Raw genomic sequence first — 18,232 nt, 5'->3', positions numbered from 1 at the left:
CACCCCGCTGAGCCGACGCGCATCGCCATCGACATTCGCAAAGCTCACCTCGTCGCCGCCCGTCTGCCCGCCGACCGTCATCACCAGCGTGCCCGGATCCTGCCGCACCAGGCCCTCGGTGCCGTCGAGCAGATTGTTGATCGTCGTGGTGTTGCTTGCCGTGCGCCCGTCGAGATTGTCGAGCGCCGAGCCCACATCTCCGAAGTCGGTCGTCGTGCCGGCATCGCTGCCGTCGTCGAGCGTGTACACCGGGCCGGTCACCGCGCCGGTCGTCGGGTCGATCCCGGCGCCGCCGCCCAGCGCTGCGACCACCGGCGACAGCTGGCCGACATTGACCGCCTCATCGGCCGCCACGCCTGCCGCGACGTTGCCGATCGCCGTGCCGCCGGTGCCGGCCAGTGTGATCCGGCCGAAGTTGGGCGCGCCGGTGCCGTCGTCGTCGTAGCGGACCGCGAACTCGCCAACGCCATCGACTTCGGCCAGTGCGCCCTGCAACTGGGCGACGTTGACCGCATCGGTGGCCGCGCTGCCCGCCGCGACATTGGTCAGCTGCCGGGCCGCGGTCGCTGTGCCGATCGACACTTCGCCGGCCGAGTTCTGCGCAATCGCCAGCCCCGGCGCGCTGTAGCCTGTTTGCGCGCCGCGCACAGTGACCGAGTCGGCGCCCAGCGCGACACTGTTGGCGTGCACCGAGTTGGCGTTCGCACCAAGGATGGTTTGCCGGTCCGCCGTGCCCGACGCGTTGTGGCCGATGACCACCGCATTGCCGAGCCGTGCGGCGTAGTTGCCGTCCGGACCGCCCGTCCAGCCCAGATCGGCTGCCGAGACCGCCGGCAGCGTGTGGCTGGCATTGGTACCCATGACCACCGTATTGGAACCGTTCGCGCCGGCACCGTCACCGATGATGATCTGGTAATCCTGCGCGGGCAACGTGTCCCAGGTGTAGGTGCCGAGCACGCCGGGGATGCACACGCCGATGCCGGCGACCAACTCACAATCCGGATCGTTGTTCTGGCCGGCGTAGTTGCCGACCGGCACGTTGATGTAGCTGCCCGAACTGGCGCGGCCGATGATCGTGGTGTGGTCGGCCGGACGGTTGCCGTTGAGGTCGAGGACATCCGGGATCACCAACAGATCGGTGCCGAACAGGGACACCGACTGGAACGCATAGCTGAAGTTCTCGCGCGCGATGGACAGGCATTCGTCGGGCAGCAGCGTGCCATTGCCCAGCAGTCCGCAGGCGCGGTACTGGTTGGAGACCGGCAGCAGGAAATTGGTCAGGTGCTGCACCAGCCCAGGCAACGTGCCGCCGGTCAGACCACCTGGATCGATCACACCCATCGGCGACACGCCACCGGCAACGGCCCGCGTCTGGCCGATCGTCGCGACATTCGACCAGACCGGCAACGCGCCGCCCGCCAATACGCGCTCGTTCTCGTCGAGATGGCGCTCGACGAGTTCGGCGATCCGCTCCGCGTCTGTCGACGACGACGCGCCGGTCCGCTCCTGGGCATCCGCGGCCGCGATCGCCGGAACACAGGCGATCGCCAGGACGACGGCCCGCACACGGCGTCCGTCGCGGACGCGCCGGTCGGCCAACTCGGAGGCGACGACATAGGCACCGAGCGCACGGTTCCAGATCCTGCAAAAGACCTTGTTCATCCCGCTTCCCCTCTTGTTCGTGAGGGATCAAGGGAACAGCGCCGGTCAGCGATTGGGAATCAGACGATTCTCAAAAGCTCGCGCCTCTGGACGCACTGCACGGCGCCAAGCATCGATCGCGTCTTCGCGTCGAGTCGATGACGGTGATTTCCGCAGGCAAGCGCATGCATCCAGCGTCGCCGATTGGCGCGCCGGCCTCGGCCCGCATCGCTTCTGCTCAGCGGGCCAAGCCGCTGGACAGCGCGTAGGCGTAGAGCTGGCTGTGGTTGTCGAGACCGAGCTTGCGCATCGCATCGCTCTTCTGTCTGCTGACAGTCTTGACGCTGCGCGAGAACGACAGCGCGATCTCACTGACCGATTTGCCGCTCGCGAACAGGCGCACAACCTCCGCCTCCTGCCGCGACAACGGTGCACACTGTCCACTGCCCGCCGTGGCATCGAGCAGACGCTTGATCGTTCGACTGAGGTAGCGCCTGCCCTGCGCTGCGTGTCGGATCGCGGCCGGCAGTTCGTCAAGCGCGCCGGATTTGTCGACGATTGCGTGTACGCCCAGTTCGAGCATCGCGCGCAGGAGCGGCGGATTGCGAACTTCGCTAAATACCGCCACCCCGATGCCGGGGAAGCGCGTCCGCAACTGTCCGAGCAGACCAAGCCCGTCGCCGGCGCGGGCATCGCCCCCCTGCATCGAGAACTCCGTGACCACGACGTCGCAGTCCATCCGCGTCTGCAGCATCCACAACAACGTGTGGGCACCGGTCGCCTCGCCGGTCATCCTCATGCCCGAGTCCGGCGCCTGGACCACCGCGCGCATGCCGGCCAGCACGATCGGTCGCTCGTCGGCTGCATAGACCCGGATCGCTTCTTTCAACAGTGCCATTCCCTAGCCCCCATCTGCGACGCTGACACGCCGCATGCCCGGGACGGTACTACGCACCGAAGTGGTGATCGAATGAAGATTGTCTATTCATGCAGCTGACTGGGCGAAAAAATGAGACAGCCATCGAAAAAAAACGGGCGTCATGCTGCCGCGTAGCGTGCCGCGCCCCCGATCCAGCGCGCGACCAGCCGATCCGCGCACTGCGGATCGGTCCGCAGCAATGCCTCCCCAAGGCGATGCACGAGCGGCAGCAGATCGGCGTCGCGCGCCAGATCGGCGAGACGGAACTCGGCCAGGCCGGTCTGGCGCGTGCCCAGCAGTTCGCCAGGCCCCCGCAAGGCCAGGTCCTTCTCTGCAATCACGAACCCGTCGCCGGTCGTGCGCATCGTGTCGAGCCGTTCGCGCGCGGTGCGCGAGAGCGGCGGCTGATACAGCAGCACGCAGCTCGACGCCGCGCTGCCGCGCCCCACGCGCCCGCGCAACTGATGCAATTGCGCCAGCCCCAATCGCTCGGCGTTCTCGATCACCATCAGCGAGGCATTGGGCACATCCACACCCACCTCGATCACAGTGGTGGCGACCAGCAGATCGCTGTGACCGTCCTTGAACGCACGCATCGCGGCCTGCTTCTCCGCCGCCCGCAAACGACCGTGCACGAAGCCGATCCGCAGGCCCGGCAACGCCGCCGACAACTGCTCGAACGTCGTCTGCGCGGCCTGCGCCACGACCTCGTCGGATTCGTCGATCAGCGTGCAAACCCAGTACGCCTGCCGGCCCTGGGCGCACGCGGCGCGCACGCGTTCGATCAGTTCGGCGCGTCGCCCGGCGCCGAGCACCACGGTCTGCACCGGCGTGCGCCCGGGCGGCAGCTCGTCGATCGCCGAAACATCGAGATCGGCGTACGCCGCCATCGCCAATGTGCGTGGAATCGGCGTGGCGGTCATCACCAGTTGATGCGGCACGCTGCCCGCCTGCGCCCCCTTGTCGCGCAGCGCCAGGCGCTGGTGCACGCCGAAGCGGTGCTGCTCGTCGACGATCGCCAGCGCCAGGTCGTGGAACTCGACCGCCTGCTGCATCAGCGCATGGGTGCCGACCACCAGTTGCGCGACGCCCGCGGCGATGTCGGCCGCGGCGGCCGCACGCGCACGCCCGGTGACCTTGCCGGCGAGCCAGGCGACGCGAACACCCAACGGCGCGAGCCAGGCAGACAGGTTGCGGAAATGCTGCTCGGCGAGCAATTCGGTCGGCGCCATCAGCGCCGCCTGGCGGCCCGAGTCGATCGCCGCCAGCGCCGCCAGCGCAGCGACGACGGTCTTGCCGCTGCCCACGTCGCCCTGCACCAGCCGCAGCATCGGACGCGGCTGCGCGAGATCGCGCACGATCTCGGCGTGGACGCGGCGCTGGGCACCGGTCAGCGCGAACGGCAGGCCGGCCTGCATCGCGGCCGCGAGCGGCCCGGGGCGCAACACCGGCGCACGATGCGCCTGCAACGCGATCCGCTGCCGCCGCAGGCTCAGGTGATGGGCGAGCATTTCCTCCAGCGCAAGCCGCCGCTGCGCCGGATGGCGTCCGGACAGCAGCGCGCCCAGATCCACATCCGGCGGCGGGCGATGCACGGTCAGCAGCGCCTCGCGCAAGGTCGGCAGCGCGAGTCCGACGAGCAGGTCGGCCGGCATCAGTTCCAGGGCGTCGTCGTCGGGCAAGCGGTCGAGCGCATGCCCGATCATGCGGCGCAGCGTCGCCGGCCCGATGCCCTCGATGGCGGGATAGACCGGATCGAGCGCGTCTTCGACCACTGGCTCGGCGGCATCGCCGACGACCCGGTAGCTGGGATGGACGATTTCCAGGCCGTGCTGCCCCGGCCGCGGCGTGCCGTAGACGCACAGCTGCGTGCCGACCGCGAACTGCGCCAGTTGGGCCGCGCGGAAATGGAAGAAGCGCAGCCCCAGCGTCGCCCCCGATCCGTCGCCGATCGCGACACGCAGCATCGGACGCCGGCGGAACGCGCGCTCCACCGCCTCGACCCGACCCTGCACCTGGGCCGGTACGCCGCCGCGCAGCGCGCGGATCGGCACGACCCGGGTCCGGTCCTCGTACTGGCGCGGCAGGTGCAGCCACAGGTCGCCGACCGTGGCCAGCCCGCGTGCAGCCAGCTTCTCGGCGACCTTCGGGCCGACGCCGGGCAGCGTCGAGACCGACGCGGCGCCGGCGGCGGCGAGCGCCGGCCTGTTCATCTGCGCGGCACGCCTGGGATCAGGCGAGCACCATCACCGCATCGACCTCGAAGCGCGCGCCCTTGGGCAGCGCCGGCACTTCGATCGTCGAGCGTGCGGGATACGGCGCGTCGAAGTAGTCGGCCATCACCGCATTGACCTGCGCGAACTCGCCCAGATCGGTAACGTACAGGCCCACGCGCACGATGTCGGCCATGCTGCCGCCGGCCGCTTCGGTCACGGCCTTGAGGTTGTCGAATGCGCGGCGCGCCTGCGCCGAGATGTCGCCCTGGACAATCTCTCCAGTCGCCGGATCGAGCGGAATCTGCCCGGAGAAGTACACGGTGTCGCCGGCACGGACGGCCTGGGAGTACGGGCCGATCGCGGCGGGTGCGTCCTGGGTGCTGATGGGCGTGCGGGGCATGGCGGAACTCCGATGGATGATTCAGCCATTGTAGGGCGATGCCCGCGCGCGGTCGCCCGGACAGCCGCGGCCTACATGCGCTGCACGCCGTGGACGACCGGCAGGCGCCGGGTGCGGCGGATGACATCGGCCAGGTGCTTGCGGTGCTTGACCTCGATCGAGAACCGGATCGCGGCGACCGTGCTGTCGCGCTCGAGGTACTCGACGCCGTCGATGTTGGAGTGCGCACGCGCGATCGCCGCGGCCACCTGTGCCAGCACGCCGGGATGGTTCTCGACCTCGATGCGCAGCGCGACGTTGTAGTCGCCGACGACCTCGCGGTCCCAGTCGATCGCGACCCAGCGCTCGGGCGACTTACGGAACTCGGCGACATTGGGGCAGTCCAGCCGATGCACGACGATGCCGCGTCCGGTGGTGTGGTAGCCCATGATGTCGTCGCCGGGGATCGGCATGCAGCAATTGGCGAACGCGATGACGCCGCGCTCGTCGCCGCGAATCCGGATCGTCTCGCCGGCCCGCGCCGCCGGCCGGTCGCCATCGGCGTCGGCATCGTGCTGCGCCAGGGCCGACGCGACCTGCGCCGGCATCCAGTTGCCCAGCGCAATGTCGGCCATCAGCTCCTCGAGCCGCGGATAGCGCGCCTCGGCCAGATAGGTGTCGAGCCGTTCCTGCGGCAGCCGGTCGAGCGAGGTGCCCAGGCCCTCCAGCGCACGGTCGAGCATGCGATGGCCCAGTTGCACTGCGTCCTCGTGCTGCAGTTGCTTGAGCTGGGCACGGATCGCGGTCCGGGCCTTGCCGGTGGCCACGAACTCCAGCCATTGCGGCCGCGGCATCGACGACTTAGCGGTGACGATCTCCACCCGCTGGCCGCTCGCAAGCTGCGTGCGCAGTGGCACCAGCTTGCCGTCCACCCGCGCGGCGACCGCTTGGTTGCCGATGTCGGTGTGCACCGCGTAGGCGAAGTCGAGCGCAGTCGAGTTGCGCGGCAACGACATGATGTCGCCCTTGGGCGTGAACAGGTAGACCTCGTCGGGGAACAGGTCGACCTTGACGTTCTCCAGGAACTCCAGCGACGAGCCGGTCGTGCGCTGGGATTCCAGCAGGCCGGCAATCCACGAATGCGCGCGCGACTGGGCGCTGTTGGGCCCCTCGCCGCCGTGCTTGTAGGCCCAGTGCGCGGCGATGCCGCGCTCGGCGATCAGGTCCATCTCCTCGGTCCGGATCTGCACTTCGATCGGCGCGCCGTAAGGCCCGAACAGCACGGTGTGCAGCGACTGGTAGCCGTTGGCCTTCGGGATTGCGATGAAGTCGCGGAAGCGCCCATCGAGCGGCTTGAACACGGCGTGGGCGATGCCCAGCGCGTGGTAGCAGTCGGCGGCGTTGCCGACGATGATCCGGTAGCCGAACACGTCCATGACCTGGGTGAACGTCTTTCCCTCGCCCTGCATCTTGTTATAGATGCTCCAGGGCGATTTCACCCGCCCCACGAGCCGGTACTGCAGGCCTGCGCTGGTCAAGCGCTGCGCCAGTTGCGCTTCGATGCTCGCCAGCGCCTCGCGCCGCACCAGCGGCTGATTGCGGATGCGCTTCTCGAGCACTCTGTGGCGGATCGGATGCAGCGCATGGAACCCCAGATCCTGCAGTTCGGCCTTGATCCGGTTCATGCCCAGCCGCTGGGCGATCGGCGCGTAGACCTCCAGGGTTTCGCGCGCGATGCGCTCGCGCGAAGGACCGGGCTGCGCGCCGAGCGTGCGCATGTTGTGCAGGCGGTCGGCAAGCTTGATCAGGATCACGCGCAGGTCGCGCGCCATCGCCAGCATCATCTTGCGGAAGCTCTCGGCATCGGCTTCCTGCCGGCTGCTGAAGTTGAGCTTGTCGAGCTTGGTCACGCCATCGACGAGTTCGGCCACCGGCTCACCGAACTGTTCGGCGAGTTGATCGCGCGTGAGCGGCGTGTCCTCGATGGTGTCGTGCAGGATCGCCGCGACCAGCGTCTCGACGTCGACCTTCTGCTCGGCCAGCACTCGGGCCACCGCGACCGGATGGGTGATGTAGGGCTCGCCGGACTTGCGCATCTGCCCGGCATGCGCCGCCGCGCCCACCTCCCATGCACGTCGCAACAGCGCGCGCTGCTCATCGGGCAGATAAAGCGCGGCGCGGTCGAGGTCGCGGACGTAATCGGGCAGCGCGTCGTCGCCGGAAACGTCCGGCGTGACGAGGCTGGCGGGAGGGGCGGGCGTCATCCCGGAAGCCTACGGGCAAGGTCGACGTTTGTGAACCGGGCCGCGCCGCGGACAGGGCCAGCCACCACGCCCCGACAATGGGACGGCCAAAACGCAACGGCCCCGCTCGAAAGCGGGGCCGTCGACACACCACTGCGCGACGCGGGACGCGTCAGCGCGGCACGATCACAGATCGTCGCCCTTGGCCATGTCCTCGTCGGCGACCACTTCAGCGGCCGCCCATTCCAGCGCCTCGCGCTCCTTGCGCTCGCGCTCGGACTTGTCGACCGCGTCGATGAACGGCTGGTCGATCCGGCGCGCGGCGATCTCGCGCAGCGCCAGGACGGTCGGCTTGTCGTCGTTCTCGCTGTTGTCGAGCTGGGCCTCGACGCCATTGGCGAGCTGACGCGCACGCTTGGCGGCCATCATGACCAGCTCGAAGCGGTTGTCGACGACTTCCAGGCAATCTTCTACGGTGATGCGGGCCATGCGGGCTCCCGGCGACCGGCGCGGGTCGCGCGAATTCGGGGAAAAGGGCCGAGCATGATACGCCCGGGCGGCCCGCCGCGCAAGGCATGCCTCAGCGAATCAACCACTTGCGTAGCGCGGCGCCCGGTCCGCGCGGCTCAATGCCCCGACAGCAGCCTTGCGATGAGCCCGGCGTGGCGCTCGGCCTGACGCTCCCGGCGCAGGCGGCTGGCGCTGAAGATCGCGCACATCTCGGCGACCGCACGATCGAAGTCCTCGTTGACCACCAGGTAGTCGAACTCGTCGTAATGCGACATCTCCTCCTGCGCGGCCGCCAAGCGCTGGGCCATCACCGCCTCGCTGTCCTGGCCGCGCTTGCGCATCCGCTGGTCGAGCGCCTCGCGCGAGGGCGGCAGGATGAAGACGCTGACCGCCTCGGGCACCAGCCCCCGGACCTGCCGCGCGCCCTGCCAGTCGATCTCCAGCAGGACATCCTTGCCGGCGGCCAGTTGCGGTTCCACCGACTGCCGGGCGGTGCCCTTCCAGTCGCCGTGCACCAGCGCGTGCTCGAAGAACTCGCCCGCCTCGATCATCTGCTGGAAAGTGTCCTTGCCGACGAAATGGTAGTGCTCGGCGTGGCGCTCGCCCGGCCGTGGCGGGCGCGAGGTGAACGAGATCGACAGCGCAATGTCCGGATCGCGCGACAGGCAGGCGTTGACGATGCTCGACTTGCCGGCGCCCGATGGCGCCGCGACGATGAACAGCGTGCCGCGCATGGGCGCCGCGGCGGTCTGGGGTGCGGGTTCGCGATGGGTCACGCCTGGCTCCGGCGCCCGGAAAGCCGCGCATCGTACCGCTTTACGTGCCGGCCCGTCGCGGTGCGCAGGCCAGGGCACACCTACCAGCGGCCGGCCCGGCATTGGAGCCGGAGTCGAACGAGGGGGCGGGTTCCTCCAATCGATTTTGCCCGGCGCATGGGATAGCGTCGGAGACGAACCGCGCGGGGAGCGCGGAACGGCGGCGCGATGGACACTGCATTGGAGACCTGGTTCCAGCGCGAGATCCTGCCTCACGAGGCCGCGCTCGTCCGCTTCCTGGCACGCAAATGGGTGCACCCCAACGAAGTGCAGGACATCCGGCACGACATCTACATCCGGGTCCTGCTGGCCGCCGAACGTCAGCGCCCGCACTCGCCCAAGGCATTCCTGTTCGACGTGGCGCGCAAGCTGCTGGTGGACCGCGTGCGCCGCGAGCGCATCGTGGCCTTCGACCTGTTGGCCGACGTGGACAGCCTGAATGTGCTGATCGACGAACTGTCGCCGGAGCGGCGCGCCGCCGGCCGCGAACAGATGCACCGCCTGTCGACCCTGTTCCGACGCCTGCCGCCACGCTGTCGTCAGGTCGTGTGGATGCGCCGGATCGAGGATCTTCCGCAGAAGGAAATCGCCCGCCGCTTGGGGATCGCCGAAGCGACCGTCGAAAAACACCTGATGCGCGGCATCGCCTTGCTGGCCGAGGCGCTGTACGGCAAGTCCGCCGACAACCGCGACACCGACGACACGTGGACAAGGATGGCAACGCGTTATGGGCGATAGGGAACGCGACGAGCAGGCCGCGGCCGCCTGGCTGCTGCGGCAGGACAACGGCCCCTGGAGCGAGCGCGACGCCGCCGAGCTCGAGACCTGGCTGGCGCAGTCGGCGGGCCACCGCGCGGCCTACTACCGCTTCAAGGGCGCCTGGCAGGAAGTGGGCCGGCTGCAGGCGCTGCTGGGGCAAGCCGGCACCGCGCCGGAACCGGTGCGCGCCGCGGCGCCGCCCAACGTCGAGGTCCGCACACGGCGCCGGCGCCTGCCCGGTCTGGCGCTCGCGGCCAGCGTGGCCTGCGTCCTCGGCCTGGCCGCGCTGGTGCAGTTGTCCTGGTCGCGCGGGGACGTCTACGCCACCCGCATCGGCGCGCTGGAGGCCGTCGCGCTGCCGGACGGCTCGCGGCTCACGCTCAACACCGACAGCCGCCTGCGCGTCGACATGGCCGGCGACGACCGGCGCGTGCGCCTGCGCCAGGGCGAAGCCTTCTTCGAGGTGGCCAAGGATCCGACCCGGCCGTTCGTCGTCGAGGCAGGCGACACGCGGATCATCGCGGTGGGCACCGCGTTTTCGGTGCGGCGCGACGGCGACGACGTACAGGTCGTGGTCACCGAGGGCCGCGTCCGGATCGAAACCGCAGGTGGTCCTGACGAGGTGCTGCAAGCCCCCCTGCTGGAGGCGGGCATGGCGGCGCGCACACAGGGCGATGCGGTGCTGGTGCGTGCGCGCTCGCCGGTGGAGCTCGCCCAGGACCTGAGCTGGCGCACCGGTCAGTTGGTCTTCCGCGACACCCCGATGGCCGAAGCGATCGCAGAGTTCAATCGCTACAACGCCCGCAAGCTGGTCGTCGAGGATCCGGCGGTCGGCGCACTGCGCGTGGGTGGCATCTTCCGCGCCACCGAACTCGATGCGTTCGTCAGCCTGATCCAGCAAGGCTTCCCGGTCCAGGCCCGGACCGAAGACGACCGCATCGTGCTGACCGCGCGCCAGTGACGCGCAACACCGGCGCCTCGATGGCGCCCACTTACCGGAATGTCCGCGATCGTTCGACTTCCTAAGCTGGCGGCCCCGTTCCGGGCCCGAGACCGAGACCTCATGCCGAGATTCGAACCAGGCCGCGACGCGCACGCGACCCCGCGCGCGTCCGATGCCGAAGGGGGCCGCGCCGCCCTGCGCGCACGTCGGTCGCTGCGCGCGCTGGCGTTACGCGTATCGATCGGCATCTGCATCGCGATGGCCTGCGCGCTGCCGCTGCAGGCGCGCGACGGCGCGCCGTCCGCGGCGCAGGTCGTCGACCTCAAGGAGGTCAGCGATCCGCAGATCAGCCCTGACGGCAGCACCATCGCCTACACGGTGGAGACGCCGCGCCCGGCGGGTGCGTCGAACCTGCGCCGCATCTGGCGTGTGGCCAGCGACGGCCGCAGCGCATCGGTGGAACTCGCTGCGCCGGACGCCGCCGCCGACCGGATGCCGCGCTGGTCGCCCGACGGCACGCGCCTGGGCTTTTTATCCACACGCGCCGCGCCGGACGTGGATACGACGGCACCGCGAGCATCGAGCCAAGTCTGGGCCACGGCCGCAGACGGCGCGACGCCGCGCCCGCTGACCGCGTCGGCTGGCGACGTCACTGCGTTCTCGTGGTCGACCGACGGCACGCGCGTGGCCTATCTGGCGATCGACCCGCCCGCGCCCGAGCGCGCCGCCCGGCTCGCGCGCAAGGACGACGCAATCCAGGTCGGTCGCGATGCGCAGTTCACGCGGCTGTGGCTGACCGATGCGAACGGCCGCAATGCCCGGGCCCTGACCCCGCCAGACCTGCAGGTCCAGGACCTGGCCTGGTCGCCGGACGGCCGCACGTTCGCGCTGCGGGTCTCCGACGAGGTCGGGCTCGGGGCCATGTGGTACCGCTCGCGGGTCGTGCTGATATCGGCCGAGGACGGCGGCGTGCTGGTCACGGTCACCGCGCGCGCCTCCGGCGGGCCGTTGGCCTGGTCGCCCGACGGCACCCGGCTGCTGTACGGACAGCTCGGCCCGCATGGGCACACCGCCACCCGGATGGTCTATGCCCCCGCTACCGACACCCACGTCGCGCTCGCGACGACCTGGCCCGGCACGCTGCGCACGCTGCAGTGGCGCGAGGACGGCACGCTGGTGGGGATCGGCCTGCGCGGCGTGCGGCCGCAACTGCTGGCGATCGCCCCAAGCGACGGCGAGGTCGTGGAGCTGGTCGAACTGCAGGGGCCAGTCCGCGGCCTGAGCCTGGCACGCAACGGCCGGGTCGCGCTCGCCCATGGCCGTGCGGACCATCCACCCGAGGTCGGCACCCTGTCGGAAGCCGACATGCTGGGCGGCGGGCACGTGACCTGGCTGACCGACACCAATCCGCAGGTGCGCGCCTGGCCGCTGGGCCAGGTCCGCGACCTCGTCTGGACAAGCTCACGCGACGGCCGGCAAATCCACGGCGTGCTCGTACTCCCGTCCGACTGGCGGCCCGGCACGCGCCTGCCGACGCTGGTACAGGCGCACGGCGGGCCGGCCGATGCCTGGCTGTCGGGCTGGTTGGGGTCCTGGCACGACTGGGCGCAATCGCTGGCCATGCGCGGCTACGCAGTGCTGCTGCCCAATCCACGCGGCTCGTACGGGCAAGGCGACGCGTTCACTTCGCTGGCGCGCGGCGACTGGGGCGACGGTCCATTTCAGGACGTGCTCGACGGGCTGGACGCGCTCCAGGAAGAGGGCATCGCCGACCCCGCGCGCGTGGCCATCGGCGGCTGGAGCTACGGCGGCTACCTGTCGGCCTGGGCGGTCGGCCACAGCGACCGCTTCCGCACGGCGATCGTCGGCGCGGCCGTCATCGATACCGCCGTGATGGCCCTGACCACCGACGTGCCCTACGAGTATCTGCCCGGCTACTTCGGCAACGTGCTCGAACAGCGCGCCCTCTACGACCGCAACTCGCCGATCCGCAGCGCCCAGCACGTTACGGTGCCGGTGCTGGTGCTGCACGGCGAGGACGACCGGCGCGTGCCGATCTCGCAGGGCGAGCAGTTCCATCGTGCGCTGCTGGTCAACGGCACGCCGGTGGAGATGGTGCGCTATCCACGCGGGCCGCACTGGTTCGAGGCACGCGAGCACGAACGCGACGTGCTCGAGCGCGTACTGGGCTGGCTCGATCGGCATCTGTAGCACCTCGATGGACCCCGCGCGTCGCACGCCTCACGGCGCCGCGATGCATCGACGCGCAGATCGATAGCCGGAAAGCGCGCGGTCGTTCGACTCCACTGGCAGCGGCCCCTTCCGGGCCGGGCACGGGGACGCACATGATCCAGGGGCGGCTTGCATGCCGGTGACACGGCGCACGGCATTGAAGATGGGGGCCGCCGCAGTGGCGGCGTATGCGGCCGGCGGCGCCGGCGCGGTGTTCGCACGGCCAAGCGATGATGTGCTGGATCTGTCCGCCGTGGACCTCGCAGCGGCGATCCGCAAGCGCAGCGTCTCGGCGCGCGACACGATGACCGCTTATCTCTCGCGACTGTCGGCGCTCAATCCGCGCTTCAACGCCATCGTCTCGTCGGTCGATCCCGACCTGCTGCTGCGGCAGGCCGCGGCGCAGGACGAGGACGCGGCGAAGGGGCGCTTCCACGGGCCCTTGCACGGGTTTCCGCACGCGGTGAAGGACACCGCGCCGGTGCGCGGCATGCGCAGCACGCAAGGCTCGCCGCTGCTGCGCGACAACGTGCCCGCGGCCGACTCGCTGGTGGTGTCGCGGATGCGCAACGCCGGTGCGATCTTCACCGGCAAGACCAACGTGCCGGAGTTCGCGCTCGGCTCGCACAGCTACAACCCGGTGTTCGGCGTGACCCGCAACGCCTACGACCCGCGCAAGTCGGCCGGCGGCAGTTCCGGCGGCAGCGCCGTCGCGCTCGCGCTGCGGATGACGCCGCTGGGCGACGGCAGCGATTTCGGCGGCTCACTGCGCAATCCGGCAGGCTGGAACAACGTGTTCGGCTTCCGGCCGTCGTTCGGGCGTGTGCCGTCCGCCCCGTCCAGCGACGTCTTCAGCCAGACCTACGCCACCTCCGGACCGATGGCGCGCACCGTGGCCGACCTCGCGCTGATGCTCTCGGTCCAGGCCGGCGCCGATCCCCGTGCACCGTTTTCGCTCAAGGACGATCCGGCGATCTTCGCCCAGCCGCTGGCACGCGACTGGACCGGCCGGCGGATTGGCTGGCTGGGCGATCTGGGCGGCGCACTGCCGATGGAAGCCGGTCTGCTCGAGGCCTGCGAGCGCGCACTCTCGGCGTTCCAGGCCATCGGCATGCGCGTGGACCCGGCCACGCTCGAGGAGCCGGCCGAGACGATGTGGCGCACCGCCGTGACGCTGCGTCACCTGTCGGTGGGTGACGACCTGCGCGCCTACGCCGCCGATCCGGCCAAACGCGCGATGATGAAGCCCGAGGCCCTGTGGGAGGTCGAGGGCTTCAAACAACTCACGCCCGAGCGCATCGCCGATGCGCAAGCCGGACGCACGCGGATCTACGAAGCATTCCGCAAGGCGTTCGAGCAGTTCGATTTCCTGGTGCTGCCCACCGCACAGGTGTTCCCGTTCGATGTCGAGCAGCACTGGCCGCGCGAGATCGCCGGCACGCCGATGGACAGCTATCACCGCTGGATGGAGGTGACGTTGCCGGCGACGATGGCGGGCCTGCCGGCGCTGGCGGTACCGGCGGGCTTCGGTGGACCCGATGAGCTGCCGCTCGGCCTGCAGATCATCGGCCCGACGCATGCCGACCTGGCCGTACTGCAGGTGGCGCACGCCTACGAACAGGCATCGCCGTGGATCGCAACGCGACGTCCGCCCGCGTTGGGCACCGATGCCTGATGTCCATCGCCCGGCCGGGCGACAGAAGTCTGCACACAGATGCGTTGCCGGAAGCACCGCGCCCACTCGACGTTCCAATCAACGGCTCGACATCGAGCCGATTCCCGGGAAGGCCATGCCACGTTCGAATCGTCCGCGTTACCGCCTCATCCATGCCGCCGTTCTCGCTGCACTGTCGGTCCTGTCGAGCTCGGCGGCGATCGCGGCCGAGCCCCGCCAGGTGGAGGTCGCCGCGGGCGACCTTGCAGAGGGCCTCGACACGCTGGCCAGACAGTTCGGCGTCAATGCGATCTATCCGGCGCGCCAGGTCAGAGGCCTGCGCAACGAAGGCGTCAACGGCCTGCTGGAACCGCGCGCTGCATTCGAGGCGCTGCTCCGGGGCACGGCGCTGGACGTCACCGAAGAGAACGGATCGATCCTGATCCGGCTGCCGGACGACGGCGCCGGGACATCCGGCGCGGCCGTCGGCGCGACGTCGGGCAATGCGGCAACCAATCTCGACACAGTGCAGGTCCGGGCCTCGTCGTCCCGGCTCGACCGCCCCGGCTTCGACGCGCCCACGCCGACCACGAGCCTCAGCGCGCAGGACCTGGGCATCGGCGCGCGGCCCAACATCGCCGCCGCCCTCAACGACCTGCCCCAGTTCCGCGCTGGCGTGTCGCCGCAGACCACCGGCACCAATACCGACGCCGGGTCGGCACCCGTCGACCTGCGCGCGCTCGGCGTCAACCGCACGCTGGTGCTGATCGACGGCCGCCGCTTCTCCAGCACCAACGACCTCAACACCATTCCCACGATCATGGTGCAGGGCGCGGACATCGTCACCGGCGGCGCCTCGGCCGCATGGGGTTCGGGCGCAGTCAGCGGCGTGGTCAACATCGCCATCGACCGGACCTTCGTCGGCACCAAGCTCGGCACGCAGTTCGGCATCTCCGACCGCGGCGGCGCCAACGAGCGGCGCTTCGAGGCCGCCTTCGGTCACGAGCTGTTCGGCGGCCGCGGCCACTTGGTGCTGGGCGCCGAGTTCCTCGACAACGACGGCCTGGTGCCCAGGTCGCGCCGGCCGGATGTCGCCGGTTGGGCGACGCTGCCCGACGGCAACGGCCGCTTCGTGCTCACCCACGGCGTGTCGATCGCCGACGCCGCCTATGGCGGCCTGATCCTGTCGGGCGCGCTCGCCGGCCAGGCCTTCGAGCCGGACGGATCCTTGCGTCCGTTCGAGTACGGACGCGTGGTCGGCACGCAGATGGTCGGCGGCAACGGCCCGAGCGCGGACCACTTCAGCCCGCTGGTCACGCCGCAGCGGCGCTACAGCACGATGGGCACCGCGTACTTCGACCTGACCGACGACACCCGGCTCACGCTCGATGTCCGGCATTCGCGGATGTACAACGACTACCCCTGGTTCGGCGACCACAACCGTGGCAGTACGCGCCTGCGGATCTCGGCCGACAACGCGTTCCTCCCCACGCCGGTGCGCGATGCGCTGGCCGCGGCCGGCGAGTCGTCGTTCCAGATGGGCCGGTTCAATTCCGACTTTGCGTACGCGACGATCGACTTCCAGCGCAAGACCACTGAAGCCACGCTGGCGATCGACGGCGCGCTCGGCGCTGGCTGGACATGGCGCTCGTACTACACGCATGGCGAGTACCGCCAGGACATGCGCAACCCGGGCTTCCTGCTGCGCGACAACTACGCGCGCGCGGTCGATTCGGTGCTCAGTCCCACGACCGGCCAACCGATCTGTCGCGTGGCCCTGACCGATCCGACCACCGATTGCATGCCGATCAATCTGTTCGGCAGTGGGTCGCCGTCGGCCGAGGCCATCGCCTACGTCACCGGCGCGCCCACGCAGGAGACGCTGATCAAGCTCGATGCTGGCGGCCTCAGCCTGCACGGCGACCCCTGGACCCTGCCCGCCGGTGATGTCTCGGTCGCGCTCGGCGTGGAAGCGCGCCGGGAGTGGCAGCAGAGCACCGCAGGCGCGCTCGACGCGGCCGGCGCGTTCCGCTCATTCAGTCACGCCTCGATGTTCGGCGCCTTCCGCGTCAAGGAGGCCTTCGGCGAGATCCTGGTGCCGCTGGTGCGCGATGTGCCGGGACTCAACAAGCTCGAGTTCAATGCCGCGGCGCGGATCAGCGACTACGACACCACCGGCTCGATCTGGTCCTGGAAGGCCGGCGCAACCAACGAGTTCCTGCCGGGACTGCGCGCACGCGCCACGCGCTCGCGCGACATCCGCTCGGCCAACCTCACCGAACTGTTCACCACTGCGCTGACCGGCTGGAACAACGTCGCCGACCCCATCACCGGTCAGACCGTGCAGGCCCAGGTCATCAGCGGCGGCAATCCCGGTTTGACTCCGGAAGAAGCCGACACCACGACCTTCGGCATCGCCTGGACGCCGCAGTTCACCGAAGGCCTGGACATCTCGATCGACTACTTCGACATCACCATCAACGACGTGATCATGTCGCTGGGCGTGCAGGAAGTGGTCAACCGCTGCGCACGCGGCAACCAGGTGCTGTGCGGCCGCATCACCCGGGATGCGAACGGCAGCATCGAGCTGATCCGCTCCACGCCCGTCAATCTCGCGCAGTACAAGACCGACGGCATCGATGCCGAAATCCTCTACACGTTTCCGGCCTCACGGCTCGTGCCCTCGGCCGGCGGGCGGGTGCAATGGCGCGCGCTGGCGACCTGGATCAATGCACTGACCACCGACGACGGCGAAGTCAAGCTGAGCTACGTCGGCTCCCAGGGCTCGGCGTTCTCCGGACCCGGCATCCCGCGACTGCGCGTGACCAATACCCTCGCCTATCGCGGCGACACCTTCGGCGCCAACCTGCGGGCCCGCTACATCTCGTCGGGCAACTACAACTCGGCCGTCGACATCGTCAACAACCACATCGGCAGCGTCACCTACTTCGATTTGGGCATGAGCATGCGGACCGCGGGCTTCACCGATTCGGATCTGGAGCTCTACGCCAACATCAACAACGTGCTCGACAAGGGCCCGCCCGCCTCGTCGGCGTTCTCGGCCTACTACGACGTGCTGGGGCGCTACTACTCGATCGGCGCGCGTCTGCGGTTCTGAACCGCGGCGCGGTTTGAACCGGGCGCAATCGCACCGCCCAGCGATCCGATGGAAGGCCGGCCAAATCTCGCGACGGTGTCACGCATGCCGGTCAATCCCCGATTATCTGCCCCGCGCTTTGGTATCCCCACAGACGACACCATGCAAGGCATCGTCCGAGTGAATGCCTATCCGCTCAGACGGGCGAGTGTACGTCCAAGGCCGCCATGACGATCGCCTTCGCCCATTGTGGGGTTTGCGCCAGATCCTCTGGCCTCACTGGGTAGCCAATGCCCTCGCGGTCCATGTCCAAAACAAGCAGCGGTTCAACACGGCCGTCGGCATCGGGCGGTCGACTGTTGTCGTAAACGCGCAGCGTTGCCAGATAGGGAATCAGCGCTATCAGGTTTGCCCTGGACGAATCGTAACGACCGCGGATCTTGTCCTCGGCGATATGGTGGCCACCAGCCGCCACGCGGGCGGCGACGCGCTCGATATGCAGCTCTGCGCTTTCCAGCCCGCAGAACCAGACCGTGACCTCGTGAAGGTTGCAAGCCTCACGCAGCAACTGGGGAATCGTTCTCGCGCCGAGGGTGGTCTCGAACGCATAGTCGGCCCCATTGGCAATCGCTTCACGCAGGCGCCTCACCCCTTCCTGCCACGCCTCGGCGTTCGCCTCATCGGGGGGCCATCCTGCCTCCACCAAAGCCTGAGTGAAGGAGTCAGGGTTGAACCAGTTGGCTCCATCCTCCCGCAGCATCGCGCCCAGCAGCGAACTCTTGCCGGCGCCGTTGATCCCTGCCAGAACCAAGATCCGGCCCACA

The 18,232-nt window shown here is 69.5% G+C and carries 13 protein-coding genes; 5 read left to right on the top strand and 8 right to left on the bottom strand.

The features are described from left to right. From ABE488_RS16235 to gmk, 7 genes are all read right to left on the bottom strand, one after another. The coding region (locus ABE488_RS16235; RefSeq protein ID WP_346449447.1) for an ESPR-type extended signal peptide-containing protein at nucleotides 1–1,662 on the bottom strand (1,662 nt) is incomplete at its 3' end. Nucleotides 1,663–1,879: 217 nt separating this feature from the next. Beyond that, nucleotides 1,880–2,539, bottom strand: a complete 660-nt coding sequence (locus tag ABE488_RS16230) for a LuxR C-terminal-related transcriptional regulator (RefSeq protein ID WP_346449445.1) — start codon at nucleotides 2,537–2,539, stop codon at nucleotides 1,880–1,882. Between the two features lie 140 nt (nucleotides 2,540–2,679). Next, the gene (gene recG, locus ABE488_RS16225) at nucleotides 2,680–4,773 is read right to left on the bottom strand and encodes an ATP-dependent DNA helicase RecG (RefSeq protein ID WP_346449444.1); all 2,094 of its coding nucleotides are present in this window, start codon (nucleotides 4,771–4,773) and stop codon (nucleotides 2,680–2,682) included. A gap of 19 nt (nucleotides 4,774–4,792) precedes the next feature. Continuing rightward, complete coding sequence (locus tag ABE488_RS16220; protein ID WP_346449442.1) at nucleotides 4,793–5,176, bottom strand: RidA family protein; 384 nt, start codon at nucleotides 5,174–5,176, stop codon at nucleotides 4,793–4,795. Nucleotides 5,177–5,247: 71 nt separating this feature from the next. Continuing rightward, nucleotides 5,248–7,419 carry a bifunctional (p)ppGpp synthetase/guanosine-3',5'-bis(diphosphate) 3'-pyrophosphohydrolase gene (locus ABE488_RS16215; protein WP_346449440.1) on the bottom strand — a complete coding sequence of 724 codons (2,172 nt, stop codon included), beginning with the start codon at nucleotides 7,417–7,419 and terminating at the stop codon, nucleotides 5,248–5,250. A 165-nt stretch (nucleotides 7,420–7,584) separates the two neighbouring features. Beyond that, complete coding sequence (rpoZ, locus tag ABE488_RS16210; RefSeq protein ID WP_047135361.1) at nucleotides 7,585–7,887, bottom strand: DNA-directed RNA polymerase subunit omega; 303 nt, start codon at nucleotides 7,885–7,887, stop codon at nucleotides 7,585–7,587. Between the two features lie 137 nt (nucleotides 7,888–8,024). Beyond that, entirely contained in the window at nucleotides 8,025–8,642 is a 618-nt protein-coding gene (gene gmk / locus ABE488_RS16205) for a guanylate kinase (protein WP_346449450.1), read from the bottom strand. Between the two features lie 249 nt (nucleotides 8,643–8,891). On the opposite strand from gmk, the gene ABE488_RS16200 reads away from it, so the two are divergent. From ABE488_RS16200 to ABE488_RS16180, 5 genes are all read left to right on the top strand, one after another. Continuing rightward, complete coding sequence (locus tag ABE488_RS16200) at nucleotides 8,892–9,461, top strand: RNA polymerase sigma factor (protein ID WP_346449439.1); 570 nt, start codon at nucleotides 8,892–8,894, stop codon at nucleotides 9,459–9,461. After that, a complete protein-coding gene (locus ABE488_RS16195) occupies nucleotides 9,451–10,443 on the top strand; it encodes a FecR family protein (RefSeq protein WP_346445312.1) in 993 nt (330 codons plus the stop codon). Before ABE488_RS16200 ends, ABE488_RS16195 begins: the two co-directional genes overlap by 11 nt. 102 nt (nucleotides 10,444–10,545) lie before the next feature. Beyond that, nucleotides 10,546–12,636: a S9 family peptidase gene (locus ABE488_RS16190; protein ID WP_346449437.1), complete on the top strand. Its 2,091-nt coding sequence runs from the start codon at nucleotides 10,546–10,548 to the stop codon at nucleotides 12,634–12,636. 184 nt (nucleotides 12,637–12,820) lie between these two features. After that, nucleotides 12,821–14,332: an amidase gene (locus ABE488_RS16185; RefSeq protein WP_346449435.1), complete on the top strand. Its 1,512-nt coding sequence runs from the start codon at nucleotides 12,821–12,823 to the stop codon at nucleotides 14,330–14,332. A gap of 115 nt (nucleotides 14,333–14,447) precedes the next feature. Then, complete coding sequence (locus ABE488_RS16180) at nucleotides 14,448–17,429, top strand: TonB-dependent receptor (protein ID WP_346449434.1); 2,982 nt, start codon at nucleotides 14,448–14,450, stop codon at nucleotides 17,427–17,429. Between the two features lie 175 nt (nucleotides 17,430–17,604). Here the strand turns inward: ABE488_RS16180 and ABE488_RS16175 are convergent, their stop codons facing one another. After that, nucleotides 17,605–18,231, bottom strand: a complete 627-nt coding sequence (locus ABE488_RS16175) for a hypothetical protein (RefSeq protein ID WP_346445316.1) — start codon at nucleotides 18,229–18,231, stop codon at nucleotides 17,605–17,607. Nucleotide 18,232: the final 1 nt, after the last annotated feature.

Origin of the sequence: Luteimonas sp. TWI662 (assembly GCF_039673825.1) — a bacterium.
In the GTDB taxonomy this organism is placed as follows: Bacteria; Pseudomonadota; Gammaproteobacteria; order Xanthomonadales; family Xanthomonadaceae; genus Luteimonas.
Note: the sequence above shows the minus strand (reverse complement) of the source record. Positions and strands in the feature narration are given on the sequence as shown.